At 48.5% G+C, this 16,247-nt stretch carries 12 protein-coding genes; 2 read left to right on the forward strand and 10 right to left on the reverse strand.

Annotated elements, in window-relative coordinates:
• Positions 1-23: 23 nt before the first annotated feature.
• The 9 genes from KJS52_RS08015 to zwf form a co-directional block, all read right to left on the reverse strand.
• Entirely contained in the window at positions 24-893 is an 870-nt protein-coding gene (locus KJS52_RS08015) for a carbohydrate ABC transporter permease (RefSeq protein ID WP_213514220.1), read from the reverse strand.
• Between the two features lie 28 nt (positions 894-921).
• A complete protein-coding gene (locus KJS52_RS08020) occupies positions 922-1,884 on the reverse strand; it encodes an ABC transporter permease (protein WP_246563302.1) in 963 nt (320 codons plus the stop codon).
• 416 nt (positions 1,885-2,300) lie between these two features.
• A complete protein-coding gene (locus tag KJS52_RS08025; protein WP_213514222.1) occupies positions 2,301-4,022 on the reverse strand; it encodes an alpha/beta hydrolase in 1,722 nt (573 codons plus the stop codon).
• 59 nt (positions 4,023-4,081) lie between these two features.
• Positions 4,082-5,113, reverse strand: a complete 1,032-nt coding sequence (locus KJS52_RS08030; RefSeq protein WP_281425569.1) for a FecCD family ABC transporter permease — start codon at positions 5,111-5,113, stop codon at positions 4,082-4,084.
• The gene (locus tag KJS52_RS08035; protein ID WP_213514223.1) at positions 5,106-6,113 is read right to left on the reverse strand and encodes a FecCD family ABC transporter permease; all 1,008 of its coding nucleotides are present in this window, start codon (positions 6,111-6,113) and stop codon (positions 5,106-5,108) included. The genes KJS52_RS08030 and KJS52_RS08035 overlap by 8 nt, the downstream gene beginning before the upstream one ends.
• Positions 6,114-6,898: 785 nt before the next feature.
• Positions 6,899-7,915 carry an ABC transporter substrate-binding protein gene (locus KJS52_RS08040; RefSeq protein ID WP_213514224.1) on the reverse strand — a complete coding sequence of 339 codons (1,017 nt, stop codon included), beginning with the start codon at positions 7,913-7,915 and terminating at the stop codon, positions 6,899-6,901.
• Between the two features lie 101 nt (positions 7,916-8,016).
• Positions 8,017-9,663 carry an AraC family transcriptional regulator gene (locus KJS52_RS08045; protein ID WP_213514225.1) on the reverse strand — a complete coding sequence of 549 codons (1,647 nt, stop codon included), beginning with the start codon at positions 9,661-9,663 and terminating at the stop codon, positions 8,017-8,019.
• Positions 9,664-9,860: 197 nt separating this feature from the next.
• Positions 9,861-11,852, reverse strand: coding sequence for a transketolase (gene tkt, locus KJS52_RS08050; protein WP_213514226.1), 1,992 nt, complete (start codon positions 11,850-11,852; stop codon positions 9,861-9,863).
• Complete coding sequence (gene zwf, locus KJS52_RS08055; RefSeq protein WP_213514227.1) at positions 11,833-13,359, reverse strand: glucose-6-phosphate dehydrogenase; 1,527 nt, start codon at positions 13,357-13,359, stop codon at positions 11,833-11,835. The genes tkt and zwf overlap by 20 nt, the downstream gene beginning before the upstream one ends.
• A gap of 321 nt (positions 13,360-13,680) precedes the next feature.
• Here zwf and KJS52_RS08060 point away from each other — a divergent pair, with 321 nt between their 5' ends.
• Both KJS52_RS08060 and KJS52_RS08065 read left to right on the forward strand, forming a co-directional pair.
• The gene (locus KJS52_RS08060) at positions 13,681-14,562 is read left to right on the forward strand and encodes a LysR family transcriptional regulator (protein WP_373871349.1); all 882 of its coding nucleotides are present in this window, start codon (positions 13,681-13,683) and stop codon (positions 14,560-14,562) included.
• A gap of 17 nt (positions 14,563-14,579) precedes the next feature.
• Positions 14,580-15,035, forward strand: coding sequence for a GNAT family N-acetyltransferase (locus KJS52_RS08065; protein WP_213514228.1), 456 nt, complete (start codon positions 14,580-14,582; stop codon positions 15,033-15,035).
• A 141-nt stretch (positions 15,036-15,176) separates the two neighbouring features.
• Here KJS52_RS08065 and ant(6) read toward each other — a convergent pair whose 3' ends face one another.
• Positions 15,177-16,040, reverse strand: a complete 864-nt coding sequence (gene ant(6) / locus KJS52_RS08070; protein ID WP_213514229.1) for an aminoglycoside 6-adenylyltransferase — start codon at positions 16,038-16,040, stop codon at positions 15,177-15,179.
• Between the last annotated feature and the right edge of the window lie 207 nt (positions 16,041-16,247).

Genomic DNA, 16,247 nt, shown 5'->3' on the forward strand with positions numbered 1-16,247 from the left:
CTTCGAGTAAACCTTGGCCCGGCCTATCCTTTAAGTGAGCCGATCATCGTGCCTTTTACGAAATACTTTTGCAGGAACGGATATACGATCAATATTGGCAATATCGCAAATATGACCGTAGCCGCCTTAATTCCCGGCTCGTACTTGATGTTGCCGACAACCGATCTGCCGAACGTTTCAGCATCGGCATTGGTAATGACAATTTCCCTTAAGAAAAATTGCAGCACCTGCTTGTCTTGATCTGAAATATAGAGCACCGCATCAAACCATGAATTCCAATGCCCGACGGCCGTCCACAACGCAAGCGTCGCCAGAACCGGCTTGGATAACGGCAGCACAATCTGGAATAAAATGCGAATATCGTTGGCTCCGTCAATTTTTGAGCATTCCTCCAGCTCGACTGGTATCGACATAAAGAAATTTCGCAGCACAAGCATCGAGAATGTCGGGATCAATCCGGGTACGATATATACCCACAAGGAATTCATCAGATAAAGATCCTTAATTAGCAAATAGGTCGGAATAATACCGCCGCCGAAAAACATCGTAAACAGAATGATCATCGTGTAAAAGCTGCGATGAGGCAAATATTTGCGTGACAGCGGATAGGCGCAAAGCGCCATGACAAACAGAGTAAGCCCTGTTCCAACCACAGTGCGAAATGCCGAGTTGCCAAAGCCGATCCATATTTTTTTCTGGCTCAGCACCTGCTTCCATGCTGTCAGGTCAATCTCTTTCGGATACAAATGAAAGCCGAAGCGCATCGCTTCGCTTGGCGAGCTTAGCGATACAGATGCGATATGAATAAATGGATATATCGTAACGATACATAGCAGCGAAATAATAATGACTAGAAAGACTTGAAAGATGTTTTCCCCTACGGTTGGCTTCACAGTAGTTGTCCCCTTTCATGCACCATCTCTACAGCACTCCTTCTTGACCGAGCTTCTTGACGATATAGTTGGTCGTCAGCACCAGCGTAATGCCGATAATGTTCTTAAACAGGCCGACAGCGGTCGTCAAGCCGAATTGCGCCCCCAATATGCCCGCGCGATATACATAGGTATCAATAATGTCTGCCACCTCATAGACGGCAGGATTGTACAGGTTGAAAATTTGGTCGAAGCCGGCATTCAAGATGCCGCCAAGTGACAGAATGAACATAATCGTTATGACCGGCAGGATCGACGGCAGCGTAATGTACCACGTCTGCTTCGGCCGGCTCGCTCCGTCTATTTTCGCCGCTTCATACAGCGTCGGATCTACACCTGACAGCGCTGCCAAATAAATGATCGTTCCCCACCCGATTTCCTTCCAAATGCCCGTCGCTACCAGCGTCGAGCGGAAATACTGCGTATCTGCGAGAAAATAAATCGGCTCCATGCCGAGCATCTTCAAGATGTAATTGACCGGTCCCTCCGAGGGTGACAGCATGACCGTAATAATGCCGGCAAGCACGACCCAAGAGAAGAAATGCGGGATGTACGAAATCGACTGAGCAATCCGCTTAAAAAACTTAAAGCGCAGCTCGTTGAGCAGCAGCGCCAATATAATAGGAGCTGGAAACCCGAATACAATATTGTACAAGCTGATTAACACCGTATTGCGAAAAATTCTTAGAAAATCAGGCGACTGAAAAAATAAAAACTTAAAATGCTCCAAGCCTACCCAAGGGCTGCCCCATATGCCCTTCATCGGGCTAAACTCCTTAAATGCAAGCTGCACGCCGTATAAAGGGCCATAATGAAAAATGACATACCATACAAGTGTAGGAACAAGCATGAGAAACAAGTATTTGCTCTTTTTATACTCGTTCCATGTCGCTCGCAGATTGAGCTTTAATCGTTTTGCACGTTTCGTTTTTGGTTGTACTGCATTTTGCACACGTTCACTCCCCATTCCAATAACATGTAAGCACTTACATCAAGCTAACTGCAAAAGCTCGTTCGCCGTCGAATCCGCTACAACGCAATTACATCGTCATCAAAGCCGAGCGCCTTATTTGAGATTAGCACCAGGAGCACCATCAACCAATTGCAACTTTGTCAGAAACGTTGTAATATGCCCATTTTCGCGATTGTAATTTTTAAATAGCGTTTATGTTTTTATTAGAATGGGCTTAACACTGGCTTTGATGTAAATAGAGAAAACGCCTGGCCCTCGGTGGTTGCCGATTGCCAGGCGTTTTCGTAGTTGAGCCTTATTTAAATTTTGATCGAAACTTCGGGTCCAGCCCTGCCCAGTAAATAAGAATCGCAAGCAGTAATAAGTAGCAGGGTGTGAAAGTCTGCTATAAATTGTTATATAAATCTTAGCAGTTCGCTCATGAACGGGTAAATCATAGATACATGGCCTTCGCCCTCGTATGTGCATAGCTTGAGCCTTAGCCGCTCGCCTGCAAATGGCTTTAAGCGACGGTACAGCTCCTCGGCATCCGATAGCATCTGCTTGCTGTTGTCCTGCTCTACGCCAAGCAGCAGGGAAGTCTTGATTTCCCCTTTCATCACTTGCTCTGTAAAGGCTGGCAGCCAATCATACAGAATATGATTTTTCCACCAGATCGAAGGGCTTCCTGCAATATAGCTTTGAAAGGATGCCGGATGCAGCAGCATGGTGCGGATAGCAAAGTATCCGCCCAAGGAATGCCCGAATAAGGATTGACGGTTTCTATCAATCGGCAGCAATCCTTCAATGCACGGCTTCAGCTCCTGCTCAATAAATGCTGTGAACGCCTCCGCCCCGCCGTTAGCCGGCCAAGGCGAGCCGTCAGGGCGTGTACGAAGCTCATCAGGCGAAGCTGGATCGGTGTAATCCATAAAACGATGCTCAGTTGCGATCGGCCCTTCGTTATTATAGCCTATGCCAACAACAACTTGCGGCTCAATGCCGCGCGGCTTGCGACCTTGCAGCCGCATCGCTTCGGCAAACGAGCCGAAGGTTGCGTTAGCATCGAGCACGTATAGCACCGGATATCCGTTCTCTGGCGGTGGCACTGGCGGTACAGAAATAAAGATGCGGTATTCTTTGTCGCTTTGCTCTGAAATCAGGATGCGGTGCTCCGTACGCGGCACTTCATAGCCAGTAGTCCATCGGCCATATGTAGTAAGTCTTCCCTCCAGGCTGCTCTTGGATAAACGGTTGGCGGGTAAGAAGTTTGTTGCCTTGGCACTTATTAGCTGTGCCTTTGTTGACCGTGCATTCATTGGCTGTGCATCCGTTGGCTGTGCATCCGTTGGCTGTGCGTCCGTTGGCTGTGCGTCCGTTGATCGTGATGGAACATCAGGTACGACTGGAAACAGCCATTGCATCGCCTTTGCAAAGTTAAGCGCCATATAATGGGCATCATGCGTTCCACCTTGGTCAAGCGAAAAGCATAGCTGCTTATCATCGACTCTGTGTTCCCGCCACAGCTTATGTACAGCCAGTGTCGCCGCTACCATTTCGCGTTGTCTCGTATGCTTGTAAATGCCTTCACAATCGCCAACCGACATATAAATGCGCTGTCTGGCTGCCGGAAGCTTATGCTGCTGCAAATAGTGCAGCACGCCTTCATACCAGAACGATGCCGAAAGCAATCCAAGCCTGCCGAATACCTCGGGCCGCCAAAGCCCTGCAAACAGCGAAACCAAACCGCCAAATGATCCGCCAATGATCGCTGTATGCTCTGGCTCCGGCTTGGTACTAAAGCTGGCATCAATGTATGCTTTGCATTTATCTGCAAGCTCGTCAATATAGCTACGCGCTCCGCCACCAAACGGCGATTTGCCCTCTAGCAGCGCTGAGGCTGGCCAAGGCGTATATTCATCATTGCGGTTATGCGGCTCAACACCGACGTAAATCGTCTCCTGCAGTCTGCCGCTGGCCTCCAAATGCTTCAGCTCATTAAAGGTGTGCTCTACTAATTCGCCGCCATCCTGCACATAAGCGACCGGATAGCTGCGTTCCAGTTCTGATGCATAGCTTTCAGGAAGACAAATCGAAAGCTGTCGGCCTGCTACCATTACTCGTTCTATGCGAATCATATATAAAGTCTCCTATCTGGTCTAGTTCGAATACGGAACCGTTGTTCAAACGTGCTGCTTTAACGTTTGGCGCGCAGCAGCAAATAAACAAAATACGGCACCCCGATAATGGAAATGACAACTCCGACAGCCAGCTCCGCCGGCGCAAAAATCGTTTTGCCAATATAATCGGCCAATACCACCATTGCTGCGCCAATTAATCCGCTAATCGGCAATATGTAACGATGACTATGGCCAACCAGGCGGCGCGCCATATGCGGTGCAATTAAGCCGACAAAGCCAACACTACCGGAAACAGCAACGCTTGCGCTGACCAAGCCAATTGTGCAGGCAAGCAATATTTTTTTCTCGCGCTCCGTGGCAACGCCGACTCCGCCAGCCATTTCCTCACCAAGCTGAAGCACATCCAGCGATCTCGCTTTCAGCCATAAAATCGGCGGAATCATGATTAGCCACGGCAGCATGGCAACAACAAACTTCCAATTCGCGCTATAAATACTGCCCGCCAGCCAAACAGTCGCCATCTCAAAATCGTTTGGATTCATTTTTAAAGAAAGGTACAACGTAATCGAGCCAAAGCCTGAGGCGATCGCTATACCGACCAAAATTAGCCGTTGTGGATCAAGCTTGCCACGCTCGCGCGCAAACAAATAAATGAGTATGGTCGCCAGCAGTCCGCCTATTAGTCCGAACATTGGTCGCAGCATGACGCCAGCCCAGCCAGTCAGCTTGATGCTGCCCTGCACAAGCAGCATGAACAGCACCACCGACATCCCTGCACCTGCGTTAATGCCAAGAATGCCTGGATCAGCAAGACCGTTGCGCGTCACGCCTTGTATTACGACGCCCGCGATGCCTAGCGCTGCACCGACCAGCACAGCCAATACGATTCGCGGCAGTCTGAAGCGGAATACAACCATATCATGCTCATGCACTTGGCCCGGGTTGAACAAGGTGCGGAACACATCAAGCACCGAAATATCGAACATTCCACTCGTCAAGCTGAGATATACGCCAATCAACATAACCGCGATCGTAACGGCTGCAACTATCCAAGCTCTCGCAATCGAGCTTGCAACACGCTTATCCATGCTTGCCGCCCCCTTTCTTCTTAATTAAGTAAAGGAAGAAAGGAACACCGAACAGCGCCGTTACAACCCCGATTGGCGTTTCAAACGGATAATTGAGAAAGCGCGACAAAATATCGCATAGCGCCAGAAACAGCGCCCCAAGCGCGCCCGACACCGGAATACTCCAGCGATAATCTACACCGCTTAGAAATCTGGCAATATGCGGAATGATCAAGCCAATAAACGCAATTTTTCCGGCCAGCGCAACTGAAACGCCTGTTAAAATGACGACTGCCAAAATCGCTAATGCTTTGACCAGTCCTGTTTTGGCGCCGAGACCAGCCGACACCTCATCGCCAAGCGAAAGCACCGTAATCGACTTGGACAAAATAATTGCCAAAGCAAGGCCAACGACCGCAAATGGAATTGACAGCTTGATCAGCTCTGGATTAATCGTGTGCAGCCTCGCATTGTACCAGAAGGCAAGCCCCTGTGAAATTTGAAAGTAGCTGGAAACTGCTGCAGACACGCCGCTCAGGAAGGTGCCGATAATGGTACCCAAAATCGCAAGTCGAACAGGCGACAGCCCATTTGGTATAAGCGAGGCAAGGCCAAATACAAGGCCAGCCCCCAGCGCAGAGCCGATCATCGACACGGCGATCAGACTTATAGAGCCGTTTGACGGTGCAAATACCATAAACATCGTGACCAGAAATACAGAACCGTCAGATACCCCCATAATCGATGGAGATGCCAAATAGTTGCGCGTCATTCCCTGCATCAGCGCGCCTGACACTGCTAAAAATGCACCGATTAGCAGCGCCCCGACCGCCCTTGGCAGACGGGAGGCTACAATGATTTGATGATCGACATTTTCGGGATTGAAAGAAAAAACCGCCTCCCAAACCGTGCCAGCCGGGATGCTTTTGGCCCCGATAGAGACGGAGAGCAGAACGGTCAATACAGCCGCTATCGGTGCCACCCACAGGATGACAGCCGGAACAGTTCGTTGAAATCGCATAATAACACGCCTTATTTTAAGAGTTTTGCGCTTCTTTTCAGCGCTACGGAGCAAAACATCCTCCAGTCGCTTTTTAAATCAGCGCTACGGGGCAAAGCATCCTCCAGTCGCTTTTTAAATCGTAATGCTCTTATTTAAATTTTAAAGGTAGCATTACGATGTTAAAGGCGACCCACTGCGTTTTTCGGATGCTTTGCTCCTCCGCTGTAGCTTTTTTTTTGAATGCAGGACCAAGAAGATGGCACGATACTAGAAGGCGAGGAGCGCAGCGTAGGCATTAGCTACGTGAGCACCGGAGCCTTCGGTAGCGTGACATATTTGCCGTCGACTATGCTTCGAAGCAGTACATCGTCATCAAAGTCGACTTTTTAAACGACCCTTCCCATGAAAGTTTAAAAAATCGGCTTTCAGGACCAAGAAGATGGCACGATACTAGAAAATGAGGAGCGCAGCGTAGAGCAAAAGCTACGTGAGCACCTACAATGTTTTCGCAGAAAACATACTTCGGAAGCATAAGCTATCGCTAGCGTTCAAGATTCGCCGCCGACTATGCTACAACGGAATCACATCGTCATCAATGTCGACTTTTTAAACGACCCTTCCCATGAAAGTTTAAAAAGTCGGCTTTCAGGACCAAGAAGATGGCACGATACTAGAAGGCGAGGAGCGCAGCGTAGAGCAAAAGCTACGTGAGCACCGCAGCCTTCGGTAGCGTGACATATTCGCCGCCGAATACGCTCCAGGCGCAAAACCGCGTCATCAAAGTCGGCTTTTTAAACCACCTTCTACTTAGAGAGTTGTGAAACTACTGCTTCTAAGAACGCAATCTTACTATACGCCGTCCCGCCTTGTGCTAGCGGATCAACGACATTGAGGAATGTGCGCCCTTCTTTAACCGCAGCGACGCTGTTAATAATCGGATTGCTTTGCAGCTCCTGCAATGCATTAGGCGTTTCCTTGTTCTCATCCTCAGAGAATTGCAGGAATACGTAATCAGGATTCATTTCTGCAAATTTCTCGACAGACAGCTCCTCTTGCGCTTGGGCAGCAACTATTTCTTCCGGTGCTTTAAAGCCTAAGTCCTCATATAAAACCGGGTTGAAGTAAACATCTTGCGGATAGACGTACAGCTTGCCGCCTCTTAGACGAATGACAACAACCTCTTTGTCCTGCATCTTGTCGCCAAGCTCAGCCTGTGCCGTCTGCAAATCCTCTTTATACTTCGCAATCGCCGCTTCCCCTTCATCTGCCTTGCCGCTAAGTTCGCCAAGCAAACGCAAATTATCTTCCCAGTTCGTTGAAATATGAGAGTATAAAATAGTCGGCGCAATCGCGCTAAGCTGCTCCGTTACCTCCTCAGGAAACTTTGTCGAGCCAAGAATAACATCTGGCTTAAGTGATAAAATCGCCTCGAAGTTCGGTTCTGTTTTCTCACCGATCGAAACAGCGTTTTTCGTTATAGACTCAAACAATGGCGGAAATTTGCCGGAAAAGCTAATTGCGCCCACAGGATTGACGTCAAGCACAATAGAGTCCTCCATTGCTTCAACCGCTCCTGTAATGACAATCTTCTCTACATGCTCCGGCAGCTCATAGCTCTCGCCAAGATAAGTAATTGTACGCGTGCCATTCTCCGTCGGCTGAGCTGCTTCGGTTGGCGCAGGAGATGCTGTCTCCTGATTTGTATTGGAATTTCCCGCATTGTTGGCGTTCGCTGGCTCGCTGCCATTTCCTCCGCATGCAGTCAAAAATACCGCCAATATTAATACAATGCTGAAACCTTGTAATGCCCTATGAAACATTTTACTTCTTGCCCCTCTCGTATTTATATAATTGATAATGATTATCAAAATCAATAATACAACAGCAAGGCAAGCTTCACCATGGACAAAATCCAGATTTGTCATGGACGATATCCAGAAAATAATCCCGCAGCTTCATCAAGCATGCGCTCCAGGGCAATCGGCGAATATTCACGCCATGGCTCGGAAGGAACGAGCCGCAGCCTGTTCTCGCGAATGATGCGTAGCGACATCCAAGGCACCGATTGCTGCAGCCTTTTCCAATGCTCCAGCGTTTCTGTTTCCTTGCATATAAGCAGCAGCACACAGTCGGCTTCAATGCGATCCAGTTCCTCCAGACCAAGCGGGACATTGTAGCAGCCCTCTTCACGAGGATAAGCCCGCAGCAGCTCCAGCTCCTCATACAGCAGGCTGTTAAAGCTGTAGTAATTATGAGCGTACAGCTGATCCTTCAACAGCTTAAGCACCAGCACGCGCCGCTTGCCAAACTGACGCAGCTGATTGCGCGTCTTCCTGGCCTTATGATCAAAACTCGCCAGCCACAGCTCTGCTGCTTCGCGCTGCTCCAGGCGCCCTGCAAGCTCCAACAGCTTGTCCCGCCAGCCCAAGCAATCATCGGGCAGCTCGAATGTTGGAGCAATAACTTTCAGTTTTTCCTTTTCCCACGGCTCCAGCTCTGGATTCGAAATAATCAAGTCGGGACTGGCCCCTGCCAGCTTGTCCAAATTTGCCTGCTTATGCAGATTGTGACGATAAGCATCAAGATGAACAGCGATATCGACGCCATGGTGCTCGCAATAATAGCTGGTCCATTTGGGGTGAAGCGGAGCTGCGTACGGCACTATGCCAAGCGGCAGCAAATAACCCGTTAAAGCGCTTGAGCCATACGCCGCAATTTTTAGGCTGCGCTTCTTGATATAAGCGGATGGCGGCATACCGAACTCTTTCTTGAACTTGCGGCTAAAGTAAAATTCATCATGGTAGCCGACTTGAAAGGCGATATCGCGCAGCTTGAGCTCATTGCGCAGCATGAGCTGCTTGGCCTGCTTCATTCTTACCTGCGTCAAATAATCAAAGGCACTAACGCCAAATGTTTTCTTAAACAGGTCAACAAAATATTTAGAACTTAATCCGGCTATCGTCGCTAATCGCTCGATCGTAATTTCCTCATAGTAATGCTTGTCGATATATGCCTTGGAAAGCTGCAGCGCATCTGCTGTTTCAGCATCTGTTCCCTCTCTTTCGGTCGACAGCAGCATATAGACAAGCTCAGCTCCTTGAAGCTGCGCCCGCAGCCTTTCAAGCTCATCGCTGCTCCCCAACTGCCTTGCCATCTCACGGCATAAAGCAGCTGCGCGGCCTGCTGGCTGCACATGAATATCGCCTTTGCGCACAAACAGGCTTGCTGGCTGTTCCATATTAGCTGTGGCGTAATCGCCATGCTCATCCTCCTGCAGCTCCAGCAGCTTAAAGCTCGCGATATAGACGGACAGCTCACTGCCCTGCTCGGTTTGAATGCCGAAGGTTCCTCCTGGCGGACAAATATGTAAATGGTCCTGGCGCAAGCTGTATGTTCCTGTGTCACTTGTCAGTTCACCGCTCCCACTGACAGGCACAATAATCGTTGCAAGCGTGGCCAATTGCTGCTCCAGCTTCTGCCCATCAACTCCCGAGAACAAGTCGACACCTTTAACACGAACAACCAGGCTGCCGAGATCATTTTCAGCAAATTGAGATCGTGACGTCATAGAAGCACCTCGCCTTTAATTGATAATGATTATCAATATTATAACAAATGCAGCTTCTATTGAACATGCAGCATTTTCTATTAAAAAGCAGCATGTATAGCAAGATAGTGCACAAAAAATACACCTGCAAAACCGCATGTCGCGTGTTTTACAGGTGTATCGTAGAAGTAAGTTGAATCTATATCGTTATATTAAAACTATTTCAGCAATTGCTCTGCAGTCGCAACGACGTTGCCCACTGAGAAGCCGAAGTATTCCAGTACCTCAGTACCCGGACCGGAAGCGCCAAACGTTTCAATCGAAATGATCTTGCCGTTTGCACCCGCAATAGCATCCCAGCCCAGTGAAATGCCAGCTTCAATAACAACACGATTTTGTACCGCAGCAGGAAGCACAGCTTCTTTATATGCTTCAGTTTGCGCCTTGAACAGCTCACGTGAAGGCATTGCTACAACGCGTACCGAGTGGCCCGCTTCCTCCAGCTTAGCCTTTGCTTGCACAGCTAGCGAAACCTCGGAGCCTGTCGCAACGAGAATCAGATCAGGCGATGCGTTCGTTTCCGTTAAAATATAGCCGCCTTTTGCTACGTTGGCGATATTCGCTTTCGTTTCTTCGAAGATCGGCAGATTTTGACGGCTTAGCACCAGCGCCACCGGACCGTCTGTTTTTTGCAATGCATACGCCCATGCGCTCGCTGTTTCATTAGCATCACTCGGACGAATCACCGTTAAGCCTGGAATCGTACGCAGCGCAGCCAATTGCTCGATTGGCTCATGCGTCGGACCATCCTCGCCTACCGCGATGGAGTCATGCGTGAACACAAATGTTACTGGAAGCTTTTGCAATGCTGCTAGACGGATTGAAGGACGCAAATAATCGCTAAATACGAAAAATGTACTTACAAATGGCTTCACTCCGCCATGCAGCGCCATTCCATTGCCTGCAGCGCCCATCGCATGCTCGCGTACGCCGAAGTATACATTGCGTCCCGCATAGGATTCAATTGCAAAAATTGGCTCGCCGCTAATATCTGTCATTGTGGAATGAGACAGGTCCGCGCTGCCGCCGAAAATGGCCGGAACCTCTTTAATAAAATGATTGATCGCTTGACCGCTCGCTACGCGAGTGGAAATCGACTTCGACGAATCAAACGTTAAAATGCTGGAAGCGCTCAGCTCTACCTTGCCTTCGATTGCACCCTTCAATTGCGCCGCAAGCTCCGGATATTGCACTGCATAAGCTGCAACAAGCTCGTTCCATGCCTGCTCCTTGGCAATCCCCTGCTGCTTCAATTGCTCAAAATGCGCCTTCACTTCCGCAGGCACTGTAAATTCATCATGCTCCCAGCCGTACTCAGCCTTTGTTGCAATCGCTTCTTCCTTGCCTAGCGGATTGCCGTGCGCTTTGTTCGTACCCTGCACCTTTTTGCTGCCGTAGCCGATAATGGTGCGAACCTCGATCAAGGTAGGCTGCTCAGTGTTCGCTTTAGCCTGCTCAATCGCTGCCGTAATTGCAGCTACATCATTGCCATCCTCGACTCTCAAATATTGCCAAGCGACAGATTCGACGCGCTTTTTAATATCCTCGCTAAAGGACAAATTCAACTCGCCATCCAACGAAATATCGTTGGAATCGTAAAGCACAACCAGCTTGCCAAGCTTCATATGGCCTGCCATCGACATCGCCTCATAAGCAACGCCTTCCATCAAACAGCCGTCGCCAGCAAGCGCATAAGTATAGTGATCGACAACCGGGAACTGCTCCTTGTTAAAGGTTGCCGCCAAATGAGCTTCCGCCATCGCCATGCCGACTGCCATCGCAATCCCTTGACCAAGCGGACCGGTTGTGGCGTCAACGCCATCTGTATGACCGAACTCTGGATGGCCTGGTGTTTTGCTGTTCAGCTTGCGGAACTGCTTCAGGTCATCAATCGTTACATTATAGCCGGATACATGCAGCAAGCTGTATAGCAGCGCCGAACCATGGCCCGCAGACAAAACAAAACGGTCGCGGTTAAACCATTTGGAATTTGCCGGATTATGATTCAGTTGCTTTGCCCAAAGCGCATACGCCATTGGCGCAGCTCCCATCGGCAAGCCTGGATGACCGGAATTTGCTGCATTAATCGCATCTATGGACAAGGTGCGCAGCGTCGTAATCGATAGTTGATCAATGGTTTGTGTAGACATACTGTTGTTCTCCTTTTAACTGTTGTTTATGTTGATCTGGCTCGGAGTCCAGCCACCAATGGTGGCCGTTCTTGGCAAGCAGCTCATCTGCCGCTGCAGGACCATTCGACCCAGCCGGGTAATAATGAAGCGGAATGGAATTATCGGCGAATGCATTCAATATAGGCTGCACCCATTTCCAGCTCAGCTCTACCTCATCCCAATGCGCGAAAAAGGTCGGATCGCCATTAAGCGCATCATGAATCAAGCTTTCATAGGCTTCAGGCGCTTCCGCACCGTTGGAATGAAAATCGATATAAATCGGCTTGAATTGATCCTTGTTTTGCGGATCTCGCGAATTAAGCTGGAATGTAATTCCTTCGTTCGGACTAATTTCGAAAATAAGCAGGTTGGCGATTTGATTGCTGTCTGTCGCCTTTGTCGTTTGCTTAAATGCTTCCTTGAACTCTACAATGATGCGGGTATATTTCTCCTTCATCCGCTTTCCTGTGCGAATGTAGAATGGCACGCCGCGCCAGAATGGATCATCAATTTCCAGCTTCGCTGCCACATACGTATCATTCATCGAGTCGCTGGAGATGCCAGGCTCATTGGTGTAGCTTGCGACCTCTTTGCCGGCAATCGAACCAGCCGTATATTGACCGCGCACAACATGCGCTGCAATATTGTCTCTATGCAAAGGCTCAAGCGCTTCAAGAATCGTTTTCTTCTTAAAGCGAACGACCTCAGGCGTGCTGTTTTCCGGCAAATGCAGCGTCAGCATCATGAGCATTTGCAGCATATGGTTCTGGAACATATCGCGAATCGCGCCAACATGATCGTAATAGCCCGCACGCTCCTCCACGCCAACGGTTTCACTTGCAGAAATTTGCACATTGGAAATGTAGCGGTTTGACCAAAGCGCCTGCAGCACAGGATTGCTTTGCTGCAAAATTTCCAGCTTTTGAATCATCGGCTTGCCTAAGTAATGGTCAATGCGATAAATTTCGTCCTCTGAGAACGATTTGCTCAGCTTGGCATTAAGCTGCTGGGCAGAAGGCAAATCATGGCCAAACGGCTTTTCAATAACAAGGCGCTTCCAACCCTTTGTATCGCCCAGTCCGCTTGCTTTAATATTGTCGGCGATCGTCGCAAAAAACTCAGGGCCGACTGAAAGATAGAACATACGATTAGGCGTGCCGCTCATGCCTGCCTCATACTGTTGGACAAGCTGCAGCAGCTTTTTATAGTCGTCGCTATTGTCAATATTTAGCGGGCAATAAGAAAAGGACTGCACAAATTGCTTAAACTCGGCTGTTTCCTCCGCTTTTCTTCTTGAGAAAGTATGCACCGCATGCTCAACACTCGCTTGGAAGGTTTCATCTGAAAAAGGTCTTCTTCCCAAACCGATAACACGGAACTCCTGTGGCAGCTTGCCATCCAGGAACAAATTATATAGAGCAGGGTAAATTTTGCGTTTAGCCAAATCTCCAGTAGCTCCAAACAATACAAAGGTTGTTGCCTCCATTTTTATCTTCCCTTCTTGCAGCTATATATTAACGTACTTTGCAATAAATAAAGTTCAAAAAACGGGCTTTCAGGACCAAGAAGATGGCACGATACTAGAAAGCGAGGAGCGCAGCGTAGGCAATAAGCTACGTGAGCACCGCAGCTTTCGGTAGCGTGACATATTCGACGTCGAATACGCTACAACGCAATCACATCGTCATCAAAGTCGGACTTTTTGAACTACCTCTAAAATACGTGCTGGCTTTATGCTACATACATCTACTATAATACTAATAACTTCTATACAAGTAATTAATACATTTGACAGGAGATATAGACCATGTCTATGACCAATTATGAATTATACAAAGTGTTCTACTGGGCAGCCAAAACAGGCAGCTTGACGAAAGCGGCCAAAACCCTATATTTAACGCAGCCGAGCGTCAGCTACGCGATAAAGCAGCTTGAGGATCGCTTCCAAATGAAGCTGTTTTTCCGCACGCCTAAAGGCGTTGCTTTGACGGAGGAAGGCCATGTTTTATTTTCATATATTGAACAATCGCAGGTATTAATTACAATCGCCGAAGAAAAAATGGCGGCGCTTAAAAACTTAACGAGCGGCGAGCTGCGGATTGGCGGCAGTGACTCATTGTTCAAGCACTATTTGCTTTCTCATTTGGAGGAGTTTCATTATGATTATCCGGCGATCAAGCTGCAGCTCATCCATGGGACAACCCCTGAAATTATTAACTACTTGAAGGAAGGAAAAATCGATCTTGGCGTTGTGCGTTTGCCGATTTCTGATTCGCAGCTCGAGTTCCGCCAAGGCATTCAGCTGCAGGACTGCTTTGTTGCTGGCGCCCGTTATGCCGAGCTGAACGGAGTCGAGCTTTCGTTAGAGCAGCTGACCGAATACCCGATTATTTTATTTTCCCGCAATAGCCGTGCTCGGATGGCCATCAATGAGCTGGCCCATGACTACAACATTGAATTAAAGCCAGCGATCGAGGTCGGCAGCGTTGATTTGCTGATTGAGCTGGCTAGAAGAGGCTTGGGCATTTCCTATGTAACGCGAGAATTTGTGTCCAAGGAGCTGGAATCTGGCGCACTGTTTGAAATCAGGCTGAATGTGCCGCTGCCGCCTTCACAGGTAGGCATTATGAATATGCGCAACGTGCCGCTGTCGACAGTTGCCCGCAAATTTGTCGAGCGCTTTGATTAAGCAAAAAGGAGAGAACTATGATCATTAGAAAATTGCGTGCAGAGGAGCAATATCCTATGGAGCTGCTGCTGCTCGCTGATCCTTCTCAGGAGCTGGTTGAACAGTATGTAAGTAAGGGAGAATGCTATGTATTGGAGGTGGAGCAGAATATCGTTGGCGTCTATGTTCTGGTAGTTAAAGATTCTAATGCTGCAGAGCTGATGAATATTGCAGTTGCGGAGCATATGCAGGGCAGAGGGTTAGGCAAGCGGCTCGTGCTTCATGCCATTGAAGCCAGCAGGCAGAAAGGCTGTCCTGTGATTGAGGTCGGAACTGGAAATTCGAGTATCGATCAATTGGCGCTCTACCAAAAATGCGGCTTCAGAATAGTAGGCGTAGATACCGACTTTTTCGTGAGAAACTACACGGAGGAAATTTATGAGAACGGCATCCAATGCCGCGATATGATTCGCTTAGCGATGAAGCTTGGTTAAGTGCTGGCATGAGCGGTTAAGGTTACAGGCTTATAAAGCGGAGCGAAGCTGCGTTACAAAGGAGCTATTTCGATTGGATAGTCTCCCTGTGCCGCAGCTTCTTATATGCCAACGAAACGAATTTCCGATAAGCATGCAGCTTTAGCCTTTGTCTTTTAACGAGCTGTATATGTTATTCGTATAGGCCGTAATCGCAGCGTCATAATCGGGATAGGTATATCCGAAATGCGCAGCTACCGCTTTTGAATATTTTCTAAACAGCTCATAGCAGGCAAGCAAGGACTGCCATGCTTGCTCATAACCACTCGTTGCATAGGTGGAGAGCAGCTGCTCCCAATCCTCCCGCGGCAAGTGTTGATCGATAAATTTGTAGTTTTTCCCTACACTAAACGTATAGCCCTGCTGCGCTCCGATATGCCAGGCCATCATTCTTAGCAGGTTGGGGCGAGCGATTTCATGCAAATGATCAAGTGCAAACAAAATTTCCTTTCTTGCCAAGCCCTTTACAACATAAGTGGAAACCATCCAAAACTCATTGCAGCAATCGTCAAACTGTCTTGCCGACGGCTGCTTTATCCAATACTGCTGATCGCTCGCGGTCACATTCTCCTTAATTAGAGCATCCTTGTCCAGCAGCACCTCCACCAAGCCATCGCTGCCTGCAAAGTAATCGTCAAGCTCATGCAGCGGAATAAGCGTCAGGTCTAATTTATTGCCATCCTCAAACAGCATCAAATATGAAAACCAGTTGCCTAGCTCTGGCGGGAACAGCTCCATATCCTCAGGCTTTTGCAGCATAATGCGCTTGCCAAAATGGTCAAGCCACTGATCGCTTTCCTTGAAGGATTCCATATCAGTAACAAAATATGAAATATCATAGTCCTGGAAGGCGTCTGGCGGAATATTTTTATTCGTGCGCGAGCCCTCCAGCGTAACAAGTCGGATTCGTTCATCGTTCTTGGCAAATTCGAGCAGCATGCTCATCATCTCTTGCTCATTTCTCAAAACGTTTACCTCCGTTTCAGCTTAACATCCATCGTTTTGGTGCCGTCTGCGGCTGCTTGCCGCTATCGTTTCAGTCGTAATAGGAATACGATTCTGCCCGCTTGTTCGTTGCAAAACGTTGTTAGTTGCCCAGTAAAAATTATGCAAGTCGTGTGAATTGTTCAGCTTCGTTATATGCAAAAAAACAAGGGAGTCCATTGTCATGCT

Origin of the sequence: Paenibacillus montaniterrae (genome assembly GCF_018403185.1) — a bacterium.
Lineage (GTDB): Bacteria > Bacillota > Bacilli > Paenibacillales > Paenibacillaceae > Pristimantibacillus > Pristimantibacillus montaniterrae.

Excerpts from the sequence above, each read along its gene's own strand:
- KJS52_RS08030 (WP_281425569.1), bottom strand. The coding sequence starts at position 5,113 with ATGGATAAGCGTGTTGCAAGCTCGATTGCGAGAGCTTGGATAGTTGCA.
- KJS52_RS08065 (WP_213514228.1), top strand. The coding sequence starts at position 14,580 with ATGATCATTAGAAAATTGCGTGCAGAGGAGCAATATCCTATGGAGCTG.
- KJS52_RS08045 (WP_213514225.1), bottom strand. The coding sequence starts at position 9,663 with ATGACGTCACGATCTCAATTTGCTGAAAATGATCTCGGCAGCCTGGTT.
- KJS52_RS08025 (WP_213514222.1), bottom strand. The coding sequence starts at position 4,022 with ATGATTCGCATAGAACGAGTAATGGTAGCAGGCCGACAGCTTTCGATT.
- KJS52_RS08040 (WP_213514224.1), bottom strand. The coding sequence starts at position 7,915 with ATGTTTCATAGGGCATTACAAGGTTTCAGCATTGTATTAATATTGGCG.
- zwf (WP_213514227.1), bottom strand. The coding sequence starts at position 13,359 with ATGGAGGCAACAACCTTTGTATTGTTTGGAGCTACTGGAGATTTGGCT.
- KJS52_RS08060 (WP_373871349.1), top strand. The coding sequence starts at position 13,681 with ATGTCTATGACCAATTATGAATTATACAAAGTGTTCTACTGGGCAGCC.
- tkt (WP_213514226.1), bottom strand. The coding sequence starts at position 11,852 with ATGTCTACACAAACCATTGATCAACTATCGATTACGACGCTGCGCACC.
- KJS52_RS08035 (WP_213514223.1), bottom strand. The coding sequence starts at position 6,113 with ATGCGATTTCAACGAACTGTTCCGGCTGTCATCCTGTGGGTGGCACCG.